This is a genomic window from Gordonia sp. AC31 (assembly GCF_031844505.1).
Classification (GTDB): Bacteria; Actinomycetota; Actinomycetes; order Mycobacteriales; family Mycobacteriaceae; genus Gordonia; species Gordonia hongkongensis.
Window position 1 is genome coordinate 55,994 of sequence record NZ_JAUZVK010000018.1, and the last position, 19,543, is coordinate 75,536.

Sequence of the window (19,543 nt, forward strand, 5' to 3'; positions counted from 1 at the left end):
GCTGCTCGTCGTGAGACTCTCCGGAGGCCCGGCTGCGCCGCGACTCATGAGCTCCGCCACCAGGACTCGAACCTAGAATGCCTGAACCAAAATCAGGAGTGTTGCCGATTACACCATGGCGGATCACTGCGCTGACGATTGTGCCACAGCCCGCGGGCACTCACGCCAGGTGACCACTCGACGTCAACTCGACTCACAGACTTCGATCGAGGTCTGGGAGTCGAGTCGACGTCTGGGAGTGATCAGTCCTTGGGGCCGCCGGCCACGTAGACGACCTGCCCCGACACGAAGCCGGCACCCTCGCTGATGAAGAACGACGCGGTGTGGGCGATGTCCTCGGGCACGCCGACGCGGTTGACCGGGATCTGGCCGGCGGCGGCGCGCTTGAAGTCCTCGAAGGGCACGCCGACGCGTTCGGCGGTGGCGGCGGTCATCTCGGTCTCGATGAACCCGGGCGCGATGGCGTTCGCGGTCACGCCGAACCGGCCGAGCTCGATCGCCAGGGTCTTGGTGAAGCCCTGCATGCCGGCCTTGGCCGCCGAGTAGTTGACCTGTCCCCGGTTGCCGAGTGCCGAGGTGCTCGACAGGTTCACGATGCGTCCCCACTCCGCCTCGACCATGTACTTCTGGGCGGCCTTGGTGACGTTGAACGCGCCGCGCAGGTGCACGGCCATGACGGCGTCCCAGTCATCGACGGTCATCTTGAACAGCAGGTTGTCGCGGGTGATGCCCGCGTTGTTGACGACGACCGTCGGCTTTCCCAGTTCGGCGACGACCTTGTCCACCGCGGCGTTCACCGAGGCCTCGTCGGCGACGTCGGCACCCACCGCGATCGCCCTGCCACCGGCGTCGGTGATCGCCTTGACGGTGTCGGCACAGGCGTCGGCGTCGAGGTCCAGGACGGCCACCGCGAGCCCGTCGTCGGCCAGGCGCTTGGCCACCGCCGCACCGATCCCCCGTGCGGCCCCGGTGACGATCGCCGTCTTCTGCGTGCTCATTCACTACCTCCGTGTGGTCGTTTCGCGAGCCGGACAACTCCGGCGCGCATGGTTGGTTCCCCCGCACCCACCCTGTTCCGTCAGCGACAACGGCAATGATCTACCGATTGATCGCTCGGCGTTGCGGTCCCTATGTGTTCTATCAGGCCCGGTCGCGAGGTTTCGCCACAAACAGCGCGCTGCATTTCTGCCATCGGGTACCGATGCGTAGGATCGCACCCGACGTGCGACCGCGAACCCGGTCAGCGACCCCCGCCGGCGCCGTCGGACAGACATGATCGTGGCAGTCACCGATCAGGAAGAGGGTGGGCATTCGATGACGGGAACGTCGCCGTCCGTGGCCGTGATCGTCCTGGCCGCGGGTGCCGGTACCCGTATGAAGTCCAAGACCCCGAAGATCCTGCACACCATCGGCGGCCGCTCGCTCGTCGGCCACGCGCTCCACGGGACCGCGGGCATCGACCCCGAGCATCTCATCGCCGTCGTCAGTCACGAACGCGAACGGGTCTCGGCTGCCATCGGCGAGATCGGGGCAGGCCTCGGCGTCGTGATCGGGATCGCCGAACAGGACGCGCCCCGCGGGACCGGTGATGCCGCCCGGGTGGGCCTCGGCGGACTCCCCGACGACTTCGACGGCACCGTCGTCGTCACCGCTGCCGACGTCCCCCTCCTCGACGCCGACACCCTCCGCGCGCTCATCGACACCCATCTCGCCGACGGCGGGGCCGCGGTCACGCTGACGAGCTTCGTCGCCGACGACCCGACCGGATACGGACGCATCATCCGCGACGGGGACGCCGTCACCGCGATCGTCGAACACAAGGACGCCCCCCCGGAGCAGCGCGCGATCACCGAGGTCAACGCCGGCGTGTACGCCTTCGACGCCGCTGCGCTGCGCGACGGGTTGTCGAAGCTGTCGACGGACAACGTGCAGGGCGAGTACTACCTCACCGACATCGTCGAGATCGCCCGCGGCGAGGGGCGGGCCGTCCGCGGACACACCGTCGCCGATCCGGTGCTCGTGGCCGGCTGCAACGACCGTGCCCAACTCGCCGCCCTGGGCGCCGAACTCAACCGCCGCATCATCCGTCGTCATCAGCTCGACGGGGTGACCGTCGTCGACCCCGCCACCACCTGGATCGACACCGACGTCACCATCGAGCCCGACGCGCACATCGCGCCCGGCACACAGCTGCACGGGCGCACGCACATCGCCGCCGACGCCGTGATCGGACCCGACACCACTCTGACCGACGTCACCGTCGGACGCGGCGCGCAGGTGATCCGCACGCACGGCAGTGACGCGGTCATCGGCGCCGAGGCCACCGTCGGGCCCTTCGCCTACCTGCGACCGGGCACGGCCCTCGGAGACGCGGGCAAGATCGGCACCTTCGTCGAGACCAAGAACGCGACCATCGGTGCCGGGTCCAAGATCCCGCACCTCACCTACGTCGGCGACGCCACCATCGGCGAGCACTCCAACATCGGCGCGTCAAGCGTCTTCGTCAACTACGACGGGGTTGCCAAGCACCGCACCGTGATCGGCGACCACTGCCGCACCGGCTCGGACAACATGTTCGTCGCGCCGGTCAGCGTCGGCGACGGGGCATACACCGGCGCCGGAACCGTGGTGCGGCAAGATGTACCGCCGGGAGCCCTCGCGGTCTCGGCGGGCGAACAACGCGTCATCGAGGACTGGGTCGTGCGCAAGCGGCCCGACACCGCGGCGGCGCGCGCGGCCCTCGAGGCACGCGACAAGAACCCCGGGACGGCCTGACACCCCGACCCGCGCTCGACCCTGCAGATCCGAAACGACACGAACAGAAGAGTTTTCATGACCTGGACCACTGACAACCAGAAGAACCTGATGCTGTTCTCTGGTCGTGCCCATCCCGAACTCGCCGAAGCAGTCGCCGATGAACTGGGCATCAAGGTCACCCCGCAGACCGCCCGCGACTTCGCCAACGGCGAACTGTTCGTTCGTTTCGAGGACTCGGTCCGCGGATCGGACGCCTTCGTCCTGCAGAGCTGCCCGTACCCGCTGAACCAGTGGGTCATGGAGGCGCTCATCATGATCGACGCCCTCAAGCGCGGCTCGGCGAAGCGCATCAGCGTGATCCTGCCGTTCTACCCCTACGCCCGCCAGGACAAGAAGCACCGCGGGCGTGAGCCGATCTCCGCCCGCCTCATCGCCGATCTGCTCAAGACCGCGGGCGCCGACCGGATCATCACCGTCGACCTGCACACCGACCAGATCCAGGGCTTCTTCGACGGCCCGGTCGATCACATGCACGCTCAGGGACAGCTCGCCGAGTACATCCGGGGCAAGTACGGCACCGACAACATCGCCGTCGTCTCCCCCGACTCCGGTCGCGTGCGTGTCGCCGAGAAGTGGGCCGACACCCTCGGTGGCGCGCCGCTGGCGTTCATCCACAAGACGCGTGACCCGCTCGTGCCCAACCAGGTCAAGTCCAACCGCGTGGTGGGCGAGGTCGAGGGACGCACCTGCATCCTCATCGACGACATGATCGACACCGGCGGCACCATTGCCGGCGCCGTGCGGGTCCTCAAGGACGCCGGCGCGGGCGACGTCATCATCGCCACCACCCACGGCGTGTTCTCCGACCCCGCGGCCGAGCGTCTCGCGTCCTGCGGCGCCAAGGAGGTCATCGCCACTGACACCCTGCCGATCCCGGCCGAGAAGCGCTTCGAGAACCTCACCGTCCTCTCCATCGCACCGCTGCTCGCCCAGACGATCCGCGAGGTCTTCGAGAACGGTTCTGTCACAAGTCTTTTCGACGGCATCGCCTGACCGTTCGAGGCTCGCTGCGCTCGCACCTCAACATCTGCGGCCTCGCGGCCGGCGTGGACTCCGAAAGAACCCGTTGTGTTGGAGCGAGCCCAACCACTGCTCCCTGAGGAGGCCGGAGCTTGCGGAGGCCGTCACGAAGGGTCCTGGCGAGATGACGTCGCCAGCCCTTCGAGGCTCGTCGCTTGCGCTCCTCGCACCTCAGGGAGCAGAGGAATTGGCGCTTCTCAGGGAACAGAGGGATTGACGCTCCTCAGGGAGCAGAGGGATTGACGCTCCTCAGGGAGCAGAGGGATTAGCGCTCCTCAGGGAGCAAGCTGCGGCTCCCCGCACCTCAGCCAACAAGCGGCGCCCCACCGAGTACCGTGTCACCCGTGGACGCGACGATCTATCACAACCCGAAGTGCTCGACCTCGCGGAAGGCGTTGCAGGCCCTGCGCGACGCCGGGATCGAGCCGGCAGTCGTGAAGTATCTCGACGAGCCGTACAGCCGCGAACAACTCGTCGAGCTGTTCGCCGACGCCGGGATCACACCCACACAGGCGGCCCGCAAACGCGAGGCCCTCTACAAGGAGCTCGATCTCGCATCGGCCACCGACGAGCAGATCCTCGACGCCATGGTCGAGCACCCGATCCTCGTCGAACGTCCGATCGTGGTGACCGACAAGGGCACTCGCATCCCCCGGCCCATCGAGAAGCTCGACGAAATCCTCTGACTCCGGGGCGCGGCAGCGCCCAGGTCAGGCCGACACGGCCGGCGCGGGCAGCGGCCGCTGCACCGACGGCACGGCCAGTGCCGCGACGCCCCGCGCGAGCGCCTTGGTCATGTCGAAGTAGTCGAAGTAGTCGCGCCACACCGTGATCCGGCCCTCCCGTACCTCGAACCGGCCGCAGACCCAGAACTGGAGATGCAGCCGCCCGAACCGGAGTTCGTCGACGCGCTCGGTCAGCACCACGCCGGTGTCGTCGGCGGACACGTTGATCATCCGGTAGTTGAAGCCCACCGACTCCTTGCGCGCGACTCCGCCCAGGACACCGGCCACCTTCCGCTTGCCGCGGATCGTCGGCAGCGAGACGTTCGTGTAGGCGATGTCGTCGTCGATTGTCTCCAGCGCGGCGGGCACGTCGCCCCGCGCGAACTCGTCCAGCAGGGTCGTCACGATCTCGATCGGCGTCTGTGAGGTCATGGCAGACCAGTATCCCCCAGCGCGGCGAACCGAGCGGGCGATGTGACATCCCGGCAGGTCATCGACTACTCTGATCGCCGTTGTCTCGGCGAGGGTGACCCAGTCACCGTGATCGGCGCGGCCATCGCAGGTCTTCCTCACGCCCTCCGGGCGAATGGAACGCCCGCGGTCGGAACTCGTGCCCGGTGTTGCTCGTCGCGACGCCGACAGAACGTACCCACCGATCGCGAGGAGACCGTCATGGCCACCCAGACCAGCAAGCTGTCCGTCAGCACCCGTACCGAGAAGGGCAAGGGCGCAGCCCGCCGCGCGCGTCGCGAGGGCAAGGTCCCCGCCGTGCTGTACGGCCACGGCGCCGACCCCCAGCACCTGCACCTCCCGGCCCGCGAGTTCGCCGCCATCCTGCGTAACAGCGGCCTCAACGCCGTCATCGACCTCGACATCGAGGGCTCCAGCCAGCTCGCGCTCACCAAGCAGGTCGACGTCCACCCGATCCGCAACTACATCGAGCACGCCGATCTGCTGATCGTCCGTCGTGGCGAGAAGGTCACCGTCGAGATCGCGATCATCGTCGAGGGCGACGCCGCCCCGGGCACCCTCGTCGTCCAGGACGCCAGCGTCGTCGAGGTCGAGGCCGACGCCCTGTCGATCCCCGAGCAGATCGTCGTCAGCGTGGAGGGCGCCGAGATCGGCCTGTCCGTGCACGCCTCTGATCTGGACCTGCCCGAGGGTGTGACCCTCACCGCCGATCCCGAGACCCTCATCGTGTCGGTCACCGAGGCGCAGCTCGCCGCCACCGAGTCCGACGCCGACGGCTCGGCAGACGCCGCAGCCGAGGGCGACGCCGAGGGCGAGGCGACCGAGGAAGCCGCTGCGGAGTCGGAGTAATCCGACCACCGACTGCCCGGTTCGGGTGGTGAAACTGCGTAAGTGGTGAAACTCATTGTCGGACTCGGCAACCCAGGGTCCAAGTACGAGAAGACGAGGCACAACGTCGGCGCGATGGTCGCCGACGGCCTCGTCGCCTCGGCCGGCGAGCGCTGGAAGGTGCACAAGAAGTCCGGTGCCGAGGTCGCCGAGGTACGCCTCGGCGGCCAGTCGGTACTCGTGGCCAGACCCCGCACCTACATGAACGAGTCCGGCCGTCAGATCGGCCCGCTCGCCAAGTTCTACTCGGTCACGACTGACGACCTGATCGTCGTCCACGACGAACTCGACATCGACTTCGGCGCCGTCCGTCTCAAACGGGGCGGCGGCGAGGGCGGCCACAACGGGCTGCGGTCGCTCAGTCAGGCACTCGGTACGCGCGACTATTTGCGCGTGCGCATCGGCATCGGCCGGCCACCCGGCCGGCAGGATCCCGCCGATTTCGTGTTGAAACCGTTTCCGTCCTCGGCTCGCAGCGAGGTCGAACTCCTCATCGCCAACGGTTGCGACGCCGTCGAACTATTGCTCGGACAGGATCTGGAGTCCGCGCAGAACACCGTGCACGCCTGGTGAGGACACCGAATTCGGCGGCCGCGCGGCCGTAGAATCGCTGCGGCGGGCAATGAAGGGATCGGCAACAGTGGTCAACCTCTCGGTGAAGACCGGACACCAGAACGTCTCGATGCTCGGCATCGGCGCCTACCGTCCGCGACGCCTGGTCAGCAACGACGAGGTCTGCCAGGTCCTCGATTCGTCCGACGAGTGGATCTTCGAGCGGAGCGGTATCCGCAACCGCCGATGGATCAGCGGCGACGAGTCGGCGCGTTCGATGGCCGCCGCGGCCGCCGAGCGGGCCATCGCGAACTCCGGGGTGGCGAAGGAGAAGATCGGTGCGCTGATCCTCGCCACCAACAGTTGGAAGACCAAGATCCCGCACGGTGGCCCGATCGTCGCCTCCGACATCGGGCTCAACGGCATCCCCGCCTACGACGTCGCCGCCGGGTGCGGCGGCTTCGGCTACGGACTCGGCGTCGCCGCCGACACCGTCCGCGCCGGCAGCGCCGAGTACGTCCTGCTCGTCGGCGTCGAGACCATGTCGGTGGTCATGGATCCCACCGACCGCAACACCGCGTTCATCTTCGGCGACGGAGCCGGGGCCGTGGTCGTCGGGCCGAGCGCGGACAACGGCATCTCCCCGACCGTCTGGGGCAGCGACGGCGAGAACGCCGAGGCGATCGGCCAGAACTGGGACATCCCCGAGTACATGGACCGCGCGCAGGCCTACCAGGACAAAGACCCCGAGACCGACCCGGTCGGTCGCATGGTGGTGACGATGGCGGGACCCAAGGTGTTTCGCTGGGCGGCCGTCACCCTGCCCCGGGCCCTCGCCACCGTGCTGGAGACCTCGGGCGTCGGCGTGGAGGACATCGAAGTCTTCGTGCCCCACCAGGCCAACGCCCGCATCAACGACCTGATGAAGAAGAACCTCGGCTTCCCCGACCACCTGCCGATGGCGAACGACATCGAGAACACCGGGAACACCTCGGCGGCCTCCATCCCGCTCGCCATGGAGGAGATGCTCGCCACCGGCAAGGCGAGGGGCGGACAGACCGCGCTGCTCCTCGGCTTCGGCGCCGGCCTGAGCTACGCGGGCGCGGTCGTCACCCTGCCCCCGGCCCCGGCGATCACCAGTTTCGACTGAACCTTCGGGCCCGACCCTGCTCTTGGAGAAGCGAGCTCGCGAGCGTCACCCCCGCTCCCTGAGGAGCGCCCGGAGCTTGCGGAGGGCGCGTCACGAAGGGTCTGGCGACGCATCTCGCCAGGACCCTTCGTGACGCTCGCAAGCTCGCTCCTCAGGGAGCAGGGGTCGGGCTCGCAAGCTCCGGCCTCCTCAGGGAGCAATGGTGGGCTCACCCCTCAGGCATTCTCCTTGCGGAACACCGAAGTGCCCCACAGGGTTCCGAGTCCGGCCAGGATGAGCGACGCGAGGACGCCCCAGAGGACCTGAGCACTGGCGAGGTCGCCGGAGAAGGTGTCGCGCACCGCGTCGACGATCCACCGGAACGGCATGAAGTCGCTGAGACTCTGCAGCCACGACGGCCCGAGGGTCATCGGGAGCAGGATGCCCGACAGCAACAGGACCGGCATCATGACCATGTTGATGAGCGGCGCCATCACATCTTCACTCTTCGTGGTCAGCGCCAGGGCGTTCGACGCCGCGGCGCACGCGCCACCGATCAGCATCGTGATGATGATGCCGAGGATCACGCCGATCACCGAACCCCGCATGCCCATCAGATAGCCCAGCACCACCAGGATCAGCGCCTGCACGAGAAGTTGCAGCATGTCGCGCATGAGTCGACCGGTGAGCAGGGCGGTGCGGCTGGCCGGGGTCACCCGTTCGGCCTCGATCACACCCTCGCGCCATTCCCCGATCAGGCTGAATCCGGCGAACAACGCGCCGAACAGACCGAGCTGCACGAGCAGACCGGGGACCAGGAACGTGTACGGATTGTCGGCGCCGCCCGGGAACTGCGCGACGAGGGGCTTCAGCAGCGGCCCGAAGAGGACGAGGTAGAGGACCGGTTGCATCACCCCGATGAGGACCCAGGCCGGGTTGCGCAGGTTCATGCGGATCTGTCGGCGGAACACGATGGTGCTCTCGCGGAGGAACGTGGTCATCGGCTGGCTCCCTGCTGGTTGAGTTCGGCCGACGGGGCGTCGGCGCTCGTCGAATCGGTTGTTTCCGAATGGATCTCGTTGCCCCGCTCGGTCTCGGCGTCACGCAGCGACCGACCGGTGAGGGTGAGGAAGACGTCGTCGAGGGTCGGGCGGATCACCTCGATGGAGTCGAGGGTGATGCCCGCGGCGTCGAGGTCGCGAAGCAGTCCGGGGACGGCCCGGCCCGCCCGCGGCACCCGGCTCCGAACGTGCCGACCGTCGATCTCGATCCGGCCGTCTCCGCGGCCACCGGTGACCGAGGCCAGTTTCTCCGCGGCGGTGGACACGGCCGCGGAGTCGGCGACCTCGAGTGCCACCAGGTCGCCGGACACCTGCGCCTTGAGGTTGTCGGCGGTGTCCGCGGCGACGATCCGGCCGTTGTCGATGATGATGATCCGATCGGACAGTTCGTCGGCCTCGTCGAGGTAGTGCGTCGTCAGGAAGACCGTCGCGCCGCGCTCGGTGCGCAGACGCCGGATGTGGTCCCAGAGATTGGCCCTCGCCTGCGGGTCGAGGCCGGTGGTCGGCTCGTCGAGGAAGACCAGGGACGGTTCGTGGACCAAGCCCATCACGATGTCGAGCCGGCGTTTCTGCCCGCCGGACATGTTCTTGGGCTGGCGTTCCCACAGGCCGTCGAGCTGGAGCTGGGAGAACAGGGCATGGCCGCGGCGGGTCGCCTCGGCCCGGGACAGCCCGTAGAGCATGCCGTGATCGACGATCTCGTCGCCGGCCTGGGCCTGGCTGAAGGTGCCGCCGGCCTGCGAGACGTAGCCGATGCTGCGGCGGACCGAGACCGGGTCGGCGACGACGTCGTAACCGTTGACGGTCGCGGTTCCCGCCGTCGGCCGCAGGAGGGTCGTCAGCATGCGCAGCGTGGTGGTCTTGCCCGCGCCGTTGGGCCCGAGGAACCCAACCACCTCCCCTTCGGCGATGTCGAGGTCGACGCCGTCGACGGCCCTCACCTCGCGCTTCTTCTTTCCTTTCCCGGTGCTGAACACCTGGACCAACCCGCGTGCGTGGATCATGCGGACTCCCCTTCTCGATGCCGTCGAATGGTGTGCTGACTCGTGCGTTCGGCGTTGCGCGCACGTCATCGTGTGCTGATCGTCGTGACCGCGGGCCGCTTTCCGACGCCCCGGCGGTGGTCGACCGACCTGCGGACCAGCATCCCGCTCATCGAGGACGACTTCGGTCCGCATTCCGCAACTCCGTAACGATTGCGGGCGGGGTCCCGCTACTTCCCAGTAAGAGGCGGTGTGAGTACCGTCGTATGTCGGGTCACATATTCGCCGGGCACGTTTTGGGAAGGGTTCACCATGGCGGTCATCGCAGACACCACTGGCATCAACAACATCGGCATGCTCGGCATCGGCGCGTACCGCCCCGAACGCGTCGTCACCAACGAGGAGATCTGCCAGCACATCGACTCCTCCGACGAGTGGATCTACACCCGAACGGGAATCAAGACGCGCCGGTTCGCGCGTCGCGACGAGAGCGTCATGGAGATGTCGGTCAACGCCGGCCGCAAGGCGATCGCCAACGCGCTGCTGCAGGGCTCGGACATCGACGCCGTCATCCTCGCCACGAACACCCACCTGCTGCTGACCCCGGCCGGAGCCACCAAGGTCGCGACCGAACTCGGCTGCAACGGCGTGCCCGCCTTCGACGTCACCGTCGGTTGCGCCGGTTTCGGCTACGGCATGGCGCTCGCCTCCGACATGATCCGCGGCGGCAGCGCCACCCACGTGCTGGTCATCGGCGCCGAGCAACTCTCGGTGACCATGGACATGACCGACCGCACCAACTGTTTCATCTTCGGCGACGGCGCCGGCGCGGTCGTCGTCGGACCCACCGAGCAGCAGCAGCTCGGCCCGGTGATCTGGGGCTCGGACGGCTCGCAGTTCAACGCGATCCGCCAGGACTTCGACTGGGTCACCTTCCTCGACAGCGACCGCACCCAGCGTCCCTACCTGCGCATGGAGGGCACGGCGGTGTTCCGGTGGGCCGCCTTCGAGATGGGCAAGGTCGCCCACCGCGCCCTCGAGGCCGCGAAGCTCGGCTCCGAGGACCTCGACGTATTCGTGCCGCACCAGGCGAACGCCCGTATCAACGAACTGCTCGCCAAGAACCTCAAACTCCGCGACGACGCGGTCGTCGCCAAGGACATCGAGTACACCGGCAACACCAGCGCCGCCTCGATTCCCCTGGCCATGGAAGACCTGCTGTCGACCGGCAAGGCACAGCCCGGCCAGACCGCGCTGCTCCTCGGCTTCGGCGCCGGACTCTCCTACGCCGCGCAGGTCGTCACCATGCCGCCGGTTCCGTTCGAGTAGGGCGCAGTGTCGAGTCCGGGGGCAATCTGATCCGCTCAGCGGCTCTTGATGCCCCCGGATTTGTCATGCCGGCCGGTCGCGCTGCAAGCCGGGCGCCTGGCGGACACGCGCCACGACGTCGTCGGGCCGCTCCCGCAGATCACTCCACGTGAAGTTGAGGACGGTCCAACCCAATGCGATGAGGTCGTTTCGGCGTCGGCGGTCTCGCTGGAACGTCTCCGCGTCGCGGTGGAACGCCATCCCGTCGATCTCCACCGCCAACAGCCGATCCGGGAACGCGAGGTCGATGAAGTACCCGCCGGCCGGGTGACCGCACGACCAACCGCTCACACCTCCGGCGCCCAACACGTCGACAGCCAGCCGCTCCGCCACCGAGCGCACGCCGGATTCGGCGCCGTCGACGAGGGCCGCGATCGCGGGTCCATCCTCCTTGCCACGTCGACGATCAGCGGCGACGCGCAGCTGACGCAGCGAGACCTTGCGAACGAGCAGCGCGTTGTCGAGGACTCCACTGTCGCGCTCGAGTGCGGCTTCCAGCACGGACAGCGGCAAGGCTGTCACGAGCAAGTCCTTGCGGGTCACCACCTCCGCGTCCGCGAGGCAGCGGCGCCGGACCCGAACGCCCTCGACCGGAGAGCCATGCCGCGATCGCGGTGCGGTGACCGTGAACTTCTTCGGCGGCTCGTCGAGGAGCCCGTGCCACCACGCCGCTCCCGATCCGGACAGCGCCGCACCGCGGCCCACGCTCGCGACTGCCAGTCGCACACGGGTGGCCGGCGTCGTCGGATGATCGGCGAGCGAATACACCCCGCGCGTGTGCGGCATCCAGTCTCCGCAATCGACTCGACGCCGGACCGCGGACCGCGTGAGGCCGAATTCGAGCGCATCCGCCATGGTCAGTACCCCGTCACGGGCGAGAACGCGGCGCCGAAGGCCCGGTGGAAGCTGCACGACCATCAGACGCACAGCAACGTTGACGGGTTCCCAGTTTTTGGGCGGGGGCACAAGGTGCCGCATACCGGCACAACCTGCCCCGGCACTCCGCCCCGAGCGAGTTTGGCCGCCCCCTGCACGCCCGGTAGCCTGGAACCTCGTGAGTTCCGAGGTGATCAGTCGCGAAGTGACGCGTCGTCGTACCTTCGCCATCATCTCCCACCCCGATGCCGGCAAGTCGACGATGACCGAGGCGTTGGCGCTGCACGCGCGGATGATCAGCGAGGCCGGCGCCGTCCACGGCAAGGCCGGACGTAAGTCGACCGTCTCCGACTGGATGGAGATGGAGAAGGCGCGCGGCATCTCCGTCAGTTCGACGGCGCTGCAGTTCAACTACTCGGCCGCAGCCCAGGCCGACCCCGAGATCCCGAGCGTCATCAACCTCGTCGACACCCCGGGTCACGCCGACTTCTCCGAGGACACCTACCGCGTGCTGACCGCGGTCGACGCCGCGGTGATGCTCATCGACGCCGCCAAGGGACTCGAGCCGCAGACCCTCAAACTCTTCCAGGTGTGCCGCCACCGGGGCATCCCGGTCATCACGGTGATCAACAAGTGGGACCGGCCGGGTCAGAGCCCCCTCGAACTGATCGACGAGATCACCGAGCGCATCGGCCTCACCCCGACCCCGCTGTTCTTCCCGGTCGGCATCGCCGGCGACTTCCGTGGTCTCCTCGACCGGCGCACCGGCGAGTACGTGCACTTCACCCGTACCGCGGGCGGCGCGAAGATCGCGCCCGAGGAGATCATGTCCGCCGACGACGCGCTGGCTCGCGAGGGCGACGAGTGGACCTCGGCACTCGAGGAGAGCGAACTGCTCACCGAGATGGGCCAGGACCACGATCAGGAATTGTTCCTCGCCGGGCAGACCTCGCCGATGATCTTCGCGTCCGCGATGCTGAACTTCGGTGTGCGGCAACTCCTCGAGGTCCTCGTGGAGCTCGCTCCCCCGCCCGGGCCGCGGGCCGACGTCGAGGGCAATCCACGGCCGGTGACCGACCCGTTCAGCGCGGTGGTCTTCAAGGTGCAGGCCGGGATGGACTCCAGCCACCGGGATCGCCTGGCGTACATGCGGATCGTGTCCGGCGAGTTCGAACGCGGCATGGTCGTGACCCATGCGCAGACCGGAAAGCCGTTCGCCACCAAGTATGCCCAGGCCGTCTTCGGCCGCGACCGCTCGACGGTCGACACCGCCTACCCCGGTGACGTGGTCGGGCTGGTGAACGCGACCGCGCTCGCTCCCGGCGACACTCTCTACGACGGCCCCAAGGTGCAGTTCCCGCCGATCCCGTCCTTTGCGCCCGAACACTTCTCGACCCTGCGTGCCACCACCGCAGACAAGTACAAGCAGTTCCGCAAGGGCATGGACCAGCTCGAGAGCGAAGGCGTGGTCCAGGTCCTGCGCAACGACACCCGCGGTGATGCGTCGCCGGTGCTCGCCGCCGTCGGCCCGATGCAGTTCGAGGTCGTGACCGCGCGGATGAAGGCCGAGTACAACGTCGACACCATCATCGAGCCGCTCGGTTACACCCTCGCCCGTCGCACGGATGCCGACAGCGCGCCCGAACTGAATCGGCAACGCGGCGTCGAGGTCTTCACCCGCACCGACGGCGCCGTTCTCGCGCTCTTCAGCGACAAGTGGCGCCTGCAGTACATCGAGAAGGAACACCCCGACCTCACTCTCGAACCCCTTGTCGCGGCAGCGGACTGACCGGTCGACGAGCACACGGCGCCGGCCGGTACGCGCCGCCGTGCTGATGTGCGCGGCGGTGGCGTCGCTCGTCACCGCCTGTGGCTCCGACGCCCCGCACCAGTCCACGCCCACCACCTCGACGCCGGTGCCGACCGCACGCCCGGTCGACTCGACGCTCTGCACCGAGAAACCACCGCAGGGCAACGTCGACCGCAGTGGCCAGAACTTCGAGTTCCGTCACGGCAACATCAGAATCGCGGTCGCGGACACGCCGGCGGACTCCCGGCGCGGACCCGCGGTGGGCGCCACCCCCGCCGACGAGCCCAACTGCTATGAGTTCGACCGGTGGGGCCCGGCGCGGCCCGACGTGCCGCCGGACTCGCTGCTCTTCGTGTTCAAGGACGCCGGCACCGGCGGCGCGCAGATCGAGTTCCTGATCAGCGAACTGACCGGCGGCCTATTGCCACCGGTGGGCGCGACGCGTCCGACCGTCGGGCCGTTGGCACGACCGATCAACGCCCAGATCGGGGTCTCGATCAACGGCGACTACCACCACTCGTCCGCGTGCCAGCTCAGCGTGAGCGGCATGTCGAGCTCACTCGCGGCCGGCTCGTTCACCTGCCCGACGGCGACACGGGTCGAGGCCAACCCGCTCGCGCCCGACGACGACGTCCGCTACGACCTCGACGAGTCGTCGGCCACGAAACAGCCGGAGTCCGAGGGCAACTCGACCGACAGCGTGTCGTTGTCGGGGTGGTTTCAGCTCACGCCCTGAGATCTGCCGGTCGAGCAGCGTCGACCGAGCGTGGTAAGGACGCCACCCCCCGCTGGTCGAGCAGCGTCGACCGAGCGTAGCGAGGACGCCGCGTCCGTCGAGGCCACCTCGGCAACCGACCTCGCAAACCCGACCAGTGGCTTCGACAAGCTCAACCAGCGGGGAGGCGGCTCAACCAGCGGTGGCACCGACGATCCGGGCCACGACGGCGGGATCGACGTCGTCGATGCGCGCCGGATCGAATTCGGGATTGCGATCCTTGTCGACGAGCACGGCCCGCACCCCCTCGCGGAAGTCGTGGGTCTTCGTGATCTCCTCTGCGGCATGCAGTTCCCGGTCGAAGCACTCGTCTATCCCCGACCTCGCCCCGGCGCTGATCATCGCCGCGGTGACCCACAGACTGGTGGGTGAGGCACCCTCGAGCAGACCGACCATCTCCTGGGCCCAGTCGTCGCCGACCGCGCCGCGCAGGCCGCCGAGGATGGCGTTGACGTTGTCGTCGGCGAAGTACTCGCCGATCTTGCGCAACGGCACGTCGCTGGTGTCCTCGGTCCCCGACGTGGCCAGCGCGTCGGCCAGCGGGGCACCGGAACGGATGCTGTCGGCGACCGCCGGCAGGTCGGCGGAGGACACGAAATGCGTTGCCAGTCCGACGGCGACCGCGTCCACACCGCGGATCCGGGCGCCGGTGAGTCCGAGCCACATGCCCACGCCCTCCGGGAGCCGCGGCAGGAAGTAGGTCGAACCGATGTCGGGGAAGAACCCGATCGCGGTCTCGGGCATGGCGATCATCGCCTTCTCGGTGACGACCCTGATCTCGCCGTGCACGCTGATCCCGAGACCCCCGCCCATGGCCGCCCCGTCGATCAGGCTGATGTAGGGCTTCGGGTAGTCGGCGACGAGCTGATCGAGCCGGTACTCGCCGGCGAAGTAGCGGCTGATCGAGGCGTGGTCGCCGTCGATGGCGTGCTCGCGGATCGCACGGATGTCGCCTCCGGCGCAGAACGCCCGGTCGCTCGCCGAGGTGACCAGGACGGTGTCGATCGCGTCGTCGTCACCCCATTCGCCGAGCGTGACGTACATGTCGTCGATCATGCTCTGGTCCAACGCATTGAGAGCCTTGGGCCGGTCCAGGACGATCTCGCCGACGCCGTTGGACACCGAGGTGCGGAGAAATGACATACCCCAACCGTAGCGGTGAGCCCGGAACCGACTCGTCGGCGGTTAATTCCGTTGGCAACTCCGAGCGCGTCCGCTACGGTGGTCACCACTTGCCCCCAGACCCGCCAGGAGTGATCCACCGCGATGAAGAACTGAAGTGGCCCCGGCCGTCGGCACCGCCGACGGACCCCACCGACGCCCTGTCGGTGTACCCGACCCACTTCAGGAGCGCTCATGCCGTCTTCCATCGTGCTGTCCGACGTCTCGTTCGCCTGGCCCGACGGGACAGTCGTCTTCGAACACCTCGACCTCGCCCTGGGCGCCGAGACCTACTCCCTCATCGGCGCGAACGGTGCGGGCAAGTCCACCCTCCTCGGCCTGATCGCCGGTCGATCACGCCCGGCGTCGGGCAGCATCACGATCGCAGGCGACACGTCGACGACCGATGTCGCTGTGGTCGTGCAGGACCCGCAGTCCGACCCGTCGTCGACCGTGGCGCACGCCCTCGGCATCGACGAGATTCGTTGTGCGATACGACGAATCGAGAGCGGTTCGGTAGATCCGCAGGACTTCGACGCAGTCGGGGACGACTGGGGCGTCGAGGAGCGTGCCATCGGACTCCTCGAGCAGATGGGACTGCCGCCCGACCTCGACCGCACGGTCGGCACCATGTCCGGCGGGGAGGCGACCCTGCTGGCGATCGTCGCCGCACTCATCGCCGACCCGACGATCCTGCTCCTCGACGAACCGACCAACAACCTGGACATCGACTCCCGCGCCCGGCTTTTCGACGCCATCGAGTCGTTCCCTGGCACGGTGGTCGTGGTCAGTCACGACCTCGAACTCCTCGAACGTGTCGATACGACGGTCGAGCTGTACCGAGGTCGGGTGCGGCTGTTCGGCGGCCCCTACTCCCGGTACCGCGAGATCATCGACGCCGAACAAGACGCCGCCGAGGCAGCGGTTGCCACCGCCGCCGGCGATCTGCGCAAGCAGCGCCGCGAGATGACCGAGGCGTTGATCAAACTCGATCGGCGGGCCCGGACGGGCGCGACAGCCGAGCGGGAGAAGCGGGTGCCGAAGATCGTGGCACACAACCGCCGGAGCGAGGCGCAGGTGTCGGCGGGCAAACTGCGCAACGCCCATCGTGACGACGTGGCCTCTGCGGCAACACGTCTCGACGAGGCCCGCGAGGACATCCGCACCGACCGCACCGCGCGGATCGTCGTGCCGACGCCGGACGTGGCCCCGCGCGCCCAGATCGTCGTCGATGACCGCCTGCGCTTGGACGGACCCGAGCGGGTGGCTCTGGTGGGGCCCAACGGTTCCGGGAAATCGACACTGATCGCGAAGTTGATCGCCTCCGAATCCGTCGTCGTACCGTTCGCCTTCGTACCTCAGCAGATAACCTTCCCCGACCCGACCGTCTCGATCGCGGAGCACCTCGCGCGGACCCACCCGGACATCTCGACGCAGGAGGTGCGGGCGCATCTCGCGCGGTTCCTGTTCCGGGGTGCGCGCGCCGATCGCGCACTCGCCGAACTGTCCGGCGGCGAACGGCTGCGCGTCGCACTGGCCGATGCACTGCTCGGTGACCCGACACCCAAGCTGCTGATCCTCGACGAGCCGACGAACAACCTCGATCTCGACACCGTCACGCAACTCGTGGACGCACTCGAGGCCTGGACCGGTGCGTTGCTGGTCGTCTCCCACGATGCCGGTTTCCTCGACCGCATCGGCATCGGTCGGCGCGTGTCACCGGTGCCCCCACCGGGCGAACCGGCGGGAACGCCGGGGCAGACCGGTGCCGAACAAACCGACGTCGAAGCAGACCGCTGACGAACAGTCGGTGACGCCGGCGGCGTCGAGAACCGTTCGGCGGCATACTGCGTGCGATGGCCGAGCCCGCACCCGTTCCCGTCGACGCGCCGGTGGTCGAACCCACGCCCGTCGTCCTCGTCCACGGTTTGCGCGTGAGCGGCGCGACCCTGCACCGGGTCGCGGCGGCTGTGGCCGGTCCCGACCCGAGGCGCGCGGTCGCCACCCCCGACCTCCCTGGCCACGGGCAGCGCCGCGACGAGACGTTCACGATGTCCGGCGCGGTGGACGCCGTGCTCGCCGAGATCAGCGGGTTCGGCCGGCCGGCGGTCGTGGCCGGGATGTCGATGGGCGGCTACGTGGCGATGGCGGTCGCCGGACGCCATCCGGAAGCCGTCGCGGCCCTCGTCCCGATGTGCGCGACCGCGCAGCCCAGTCCGCTGCTGGCCGCGCCGTTCGAGACGTTCGGTGCGGTCACCGCGTTCCTGCCGCGTCAGGCGGCGATCATCAGTCAGGTGGCCACCCGCCTCGCCGTGGGACGTCAGGTGTCCGCCGACATGGAGATCGGCGGACTGGCACTGGGGTCGATCGCCGACGTCGTCGCTGAGATCAAGCGGTTCGACGCGCTCGGCGAGGTCCGGCGCTACCCCGGCCGAACGATGTTCGTCAACGGTAGCCAAGACCAGTTCCGGGTCCACGAACAACGTTTCGTCGAGGCATCACAGCACGCGTCGCTGACCATCGTCCCCGGGGCGAGCCATCTCTTCCCGCTCATCCAACCGGAACTCACCGGGCGACTGGTTCACGACGTCGCGGCGAGCTGCGACGGCGCCGCGGCCGGACTCGCCGACCTGGATCCATAGGTCCTACCTCAGGATGTCTGAGCCGCCCACAGCTTGAGCGCGATCGCCTCTCGTGATCGGATGACTGTTGATCACTGCAACGATCATCAGCGGTATCACCACGCGACGGACCCGGCGGGAGGCTGGATGGGCACGATCGAGGTCACCGGCACGCTGCAGAAGCAGGCCTGGGCCGACAAGGTGTTGCCCCCGGTCGAGGAGGTCCGGCCGCAGCTGTGGTCGATCCCGGTCCCCATGGGATCCAATCCGTTGCGATACGTCCTGGTCTACGCCCTCGGATTGCCCGACGGCGGTCTCGCACTGATCGACGCCGGCTGGCCGTCCGACAAGTCGTGGGACATCCTCGTCGCAGGCATCCGCTCCACCGGCCACGACCTCGCCGACATCAGGTCCATCGGCGTGACCCATCTGCACCCCGACCATTTCGGGCTCGTGCCGCGTCTACTCGAGCACGTGGACGCCGAGCTGTGGATGCATCGCAACGATTCCCGGTACCTGCGCCACTACTCCGATACCGAGGTGGAGACCCAACTCGGCCAGGCGCGATCCGAACTCCGCGCTCTCGGCGCACCGACCGAGGTCGCCGACGAGGGGCTGGTCGGTTTCATCCGCCTGCCCGACGGGCGGACCGTCGACCGCGAGCTGACCGGGGACGCCCCGCTCGACATCCCCGGCTGGGATCTCCGCGCCGTCTGGACCCCGGGCCACACCGCGGGGCACCTCTGCTTCGCCGACGACACCGCCGGCATCGTCTTCACCGGCGACCACCTGCTGCCGCGGATCAGTCCGAACATCTCGACCAATCCCATGCAGACCGACAGTCCCCTCGCCGACTACCTGATCTCGCTGGCCAACACCGAGAAGATGCGTGACCACGAGGCGCTGCCGTCCCACGAGTACCGGTTCCGAGGCCTCGGCGACCGCGTCACCGGTCTCCTCACGCATCACGAGGAGCGGCTCGATGAGATCGCCTCGACCGTGACCCGGTATCCGGAGAGCACGGCCTGGGAGATCACCCGGTCGGTGACGTGGTCGCGCCCGTTCGAGGAGCTGTCCCTCACCCTCAGCCGACTCGCGTTGCGGGAGACCCACGCCCATCTCGTCGTCCTGCAGGAACGCGGCGTCCTCGACGCCCGCGTTCCCGATGAGACGGCGACCGATCCGACCACCCCGGAGCCGATCCGCTGGTTTGCCGCCGGCGAGCCCACACCGGCTGAGCCGCAACAGATCTCCACATCCGAGAACACCTGACCGCCCGTCCCGTC

The 19,543-nt window shown here is 68.3% G+C and carries 19 protein-coding genes and 1 tRNA gene; 13 read left to right on the forward strand and 7 right to left on the reverse strand.

The genetic code is table 11. From position 1 onward, the window contains the following. Positions 1–51 precede the first annotated feature (51 nt). Together Q9R39_RS19225 and fabG are read right to left on the reverse strand one after the other, a co-directional pair. Positions 52–123, reverse strand: a tRNA-Gln gene (locus Q9R39_RS19225). Positions 124–242: 119 nt separating this feature from the next. Further along, the gene (gene fabG, locus Q9R39_RS19230; RefSeq protein WP_311277987.1) at positions 243–998 is read right to left on the reverse strand and encodes a 3-oxoacyl-ACP reductase FabG; all 756 of its coding nucleotides are present in this window, start codon (positions 996–998) and stop codon (positions 243–245) included. Between the two features lie 316 nt (positions 999–1,314). Here fabG and glmU point away from each other — a divergent pair, with 316 nt between their 5' ends. The 3 genes from glmU (at position 1,315) to arsC (ending at position 4,523) form a co-directional block, all read left to right on the forward strand. Beyond that, positions 1,315–2,775 carry a bifunctional UDP-N-acetylglucosamine diphosphorylase/glucosamine-1-phosphate N-acetyltransferase GlmU gene (gene glmU / locus Q9R39_RS19235; RefSeq protein ID WP_311277998.1) on the forward strand — a complete coding sequence of 487 codons (1,461 nt, stop codon included), beginning with the start codon at positions 1,315–1,317 and terminating at the stop codon, positions 2,773–2,775. Positions 2,776–2,832: 57 nt separating this feature from the next. Beyond that, a complete protein-coding gene (locus Q9R39_RS19240; protein ID WP_004022643.1) occupies positions 2,833–3,810 on the forward strand; it encodes a ribose-phosphate diphosphokinase in 978 nt (325 codons plus the stop codon). Positions 3,811–4,181: 371 nt separating this feature from the next. Further along, on the forward strand, positions 4,182–4,523 hold the full coding sequence (gene arsC, locus Q9R39_RS19245) for an arsenate reductase (glutaredoxin) (protein WP_277242744.1): 342 nt from the start codon (positions 4,182–4,184) through the stop codon (positions 4,521–4,523). Positions 4,524–4,547: 24 nt separating this feature from the next. Here the strand turns inward: arsC and Q9R39_RS19250 are convergent, their stop codons facing one another. Next, positions 4,548–4,994: a limonene-1,2-epoxide hydrolase family protein gene (locus Q9R39_RS19250; RefSeq protein WP_065630910.1), complete on the reverse strand. Its 447-nt coding sequence runs from the start codon at positions 4,992–4,994 to the stop codon at positions 4,548–4,550. A 240-nt stretch (positions 4,995–5,234) separates the two neighbouring features. On the opposite strand from Q9R39_RS19250, the gene Q9R39_RS19255 reads away from it, so the two are divergent. The 3 genes from Q9R39_RS19255 to Q9R39_RS19265 are packed head-to-tail and all read left to right on the forward strand — an operon-like array spanning position 5,235 to position 7,623. After that, positions 5,235–5,882 carry a 50S ribosomal protein L25/general stress protein Ctc gene (locus tag Q9R39_RS19255; RefSeq protein WP_078112141.1) on the forward strand — a complete coding sequence of 216 codons (648 nt, stop codon included), beginning with the start codon at positions 5,235–5,237 and terminating at the stop codon, positions 5,880–5,882. 45 nt (positions 5,883–5,927) lie between these two features. Beyond that, positions 5,928–6,494 (forward strand): aminoacyl-tRNA hydrolase, encoded by a 567-nt coding sequence (pth, locus tag Q9R39_RS19260; protein ID WP_277242802.1) that lies wholly within the window; start codon positions 5,928–5,930, stop codon positions 6,492–6,494. A gap of 49 nt (positions 6,495–6,543) precedes the next feature. Continuing rightward, a complete protein-coding gene (locus tag Q9R39_RS19265; RefSeq protein WP_068972240.1) occupies positions 6,544–7,623 on the forward strand; it encodes a beta-ketoacyl-ACP synthase 3 in 1,080 nt (359 codons plus the stop codon). Between the two features lie 215 nt (positions 7,624–7,838). Here Q9R39_RS19265 and Q9R39_RS19270 read toward each other — a convergent pair whose 3' ends face one another. Beyond that, complete coding sequence (locus Q9R39_RS19270; protein ID WP_058250851.1) at positions 7,839–8,603, reverse strand: ABC transporter permease; 765 nt, start codon at positions 8,601–8,603, stop codon at positions 7,839–7,841. After that, positions 8,600–9,667 carry an ATP-binding cassette domain-containing protein gene (locus Q9R39_RS19275; RefSeq protein ID WP_311277988.1) on the reverse strand — a complete coding sequence of 356 codons (1,068 nt, stop codon included), beginning with the start codon at positions 9,665–9,667 and terminating at the stop codon, positions 8,600–8,602. Before Q9R39_RS19275 ends, Q9R39_RS19270 begins: the two co-directional genes overlap by 4 nt. Before the next feature lie 42 nt (positions 9,668–9,709). Here Q9R39_RS19275 and Q9R39_RS19280 point away from each other — a divergent pair, with 42 nt between their 5' ends. Beyond that, entirely contained in the window at positions 9,710–9,856 is a 147-nt protein-coding gene (locus Q9R39_RS19280; protein ID WP_311277989.1) for a hypothetical protein, read from the forward strand. A 102-nt stretch (positions 9,857–9,958) separates the two neighbouring features. Further along, positions 9,959–10,975 (forward strand): beta-ketoacyl-ACP synthase III, encoded by a 1,017-nt coding sequence (locus tag Q9R39_RS19285; protein ID WP_004022635.1) that lies wholly within the window; start codon positions 9,959–9,961, stop codon positions 10,973–10,975. A gap of 63 nt (positions 10,976–11,038) precedes the next feature. On the opposite strand, the gene Q9R39_RS19290 is transcribed toward Q9R39_RS19285, so the two are convergent. Beyond that, positions 11,039–11,926: a DUF559 domain-containing protein gene (locus Q9R39_RS19290; protein WP_311277999.1), complete on the reverse strand. Its 888-nt coding sequence runs from the start codon at positions 11,924–11,926 to the stop codon at positions 11,039–11,041. Between the two features lie 142 nt (positions 11,927–12,068). Between Q9R39_RS19290 and Q9R39_RS19295 the strand changes: the two genes are divergently transcribed. Next, positions 12,069–13,679: a peptide chain release factor 3 gene (locus Q9R39_RS19295; protein WP_058250853.1), complete on the forward strand. Its 1,611-nt coding sequence runs from the start codon at positions 12,069–12,071 to the stop codon at positions 13,677–13,679. A gap of 46 nt (positions 13,680–13,725) precedes the next feature. After that, positions 13,726–14,436 (forward strand): hypothetical protein, encoded by a 711-nt coding sequence (locus Q9R39_RS19300; protein WP_311278000.1) that lies wholly within the window; start codon positions 13,726–13,728, stop codon positions 14,434–14,436. A gap of 171 nt (positions 14,437–14,607) precedes the next feature. Here Q9R39_RS19300 and Q9R39_RS19305 read toward each other — a convergent pair whose 3' ends face one another. Beyond that, a complete protein-coding gene (locus Q9R39_RS19305; protein WP_078112142.1) occupies positions 14,608–15,618 on the reverse strand; it encodes an enoyl-CoA hydratase/isomerase family protein in 1,011 nt (336 codons plus the stop codon). A 213-nt stretch (positions 15,619–15,831) separates the two neighbouring features. Here Q9R39_RS19305 and Q9R39_RS19310 point away from each other — a divergent pair, with 213 nt between their 5' ends. The 3 genes from Q9R39_RS19310 to Q9R39_RS19320 all read left to right on the forward strand — a co-directional run bounded on the left by Q9R39_RS19310 (position 15,832) and on the right by Q9R39_RS19320 (position 19,529). Continuing rightward, positions 15,832–17,436 carry an ABC-F family ATP-binding cassette domain-containing protein gene (locus Q9R39_RS19310; protein ID WP_311277990.1) on the forward strand — a complete coding sequence of 535 codons (1,605 nt, stop codon included), beginning with the start codon at positions 15,832–15,834 and terminating at the stop codon, positions 17,434–17,436. Between the two features lie 56 nt (positions 17,437–17,492). Continuing rightward, a complete protein-coding gene (locus Q9R39_RS19315) occupies positions 17,493–18,278 on the forward strand; it encodes an alpha/beta hydrolase (protein ID WP_311277991.1) in 786 nt (261 codons plus the stop codon). Positions 18,279–18,404: 126 nt separating this feature from the next. Further along, positions 18,405–19,529, forward strand: coding sequence for an MBL fold metallo-hydrolase (locus tag Q9R39_RS19320; protein WP_165630882.1), 1,125 nt, complete (start codon positions 18,405–18,407; stop codon positions 19,527–19,529). Positions 19,530–19,543 lie beyond the last annotated feature (14 nt).

Bases quoted from the DNA above. Each gene is read 5' to 3' on its own strand.
- fabG (WP_311277987.1), bottom strand. From the start codon at position 998: ATGAGCACGCAGAAGACGGCGATCGTCACCGGGGCCGCACGGGGGATC.
- glmU (WP_311277998.1), top strand. From the start codon at position 1,315: ATGACGGGAACGTCGCCGTCCGTGGCCGTGATCGTCCTGGCCGCGGGT.
- Q9R39_RS19240 (WP_004022643.1), top strand. From the start codon at position 2,833: ATGACCTGGACCACTGACAACCAGAAGAACCTGATGCTGTTCTCTGGT.
- Q9R39_RS19250 (WP_065630910.1), bottom strand. From the start codon at position 4,994: ATGACCTCACAGACGCCGATCGAGATCGTGACGACCCTGCTGGACGAG.
- Q9R39_RS19255 (WP_078112141.1), top strand. From the start codon at position 5,235: ATGGCCACCCAGACCAGCAAGCTGTCCGTCAGCACCCGTACCGAGAAG.
- Q9R39_RS19265 (WP_068972240.1), top strand. From the start codon at position 6,544: ATGAAGGGATCGGCAACAGTGGTCAACCTCTCGGTGAAGACCGGACAC.
- Q9R39_RS19270 (WP_058250851.1), bottom strand. From the start codon at position 8,603: ATGACCACGTTCCTCCGCGAGAGCACCATCGTGTTCCGCCGACAGATC.
- Q9R39_RS19275 (WP_311277988.1), bottom strand. From the start codon at position 9,667: ATGATCCACGCACGCGGGTTGGTCCAGGTGTTCAGCACCGGGAAAGGA.
- Q9R39_RS19285 (WP_004022635.1), top strand. From the start codon at position 9,959: ATGGCGGTCATCGCAGACACCACTGGCATCAACAACATCGGCATGCTC.
- Q9R39_RS19300 (WP_311278000.1), top strand. From the start codon at position 13,726: ATGTGCGCGGCGGTGGCGTCGCTCGTCACCGCCTGTGGCTCCGACGCC.
- Q9R39_RS19305 (WP_078112142.1), bottom strand. From the start codon at position 15,618: ATGTCATTTCTCCGCACCTCGGTGTCCAACGGCGTCGGCGAGATCGTC.
- Q9R39_RS19310 (WP_311277990.1), top strand. From the start codon at position 15,832: ATGCCGTCTTCCATCGTGCTGTCCGACGTCTCGTTCGCCTGGCCCGAC.
- Q9R39_RS19315 (WP_311277991.1), top strand. From the start codon at position 17,493: ATGGCCGAGCCCGCACCCGTTCCCGTCGACGCGCCGGTGGTCGAACCC.
- Q9R39_RS19320 (WP_165630882.1), top strand. From the start codon at position 18,405: ATGGGCACGATCGAGGTCACCGGCACGCTGCAGAAGCAGGCCTGGGCC.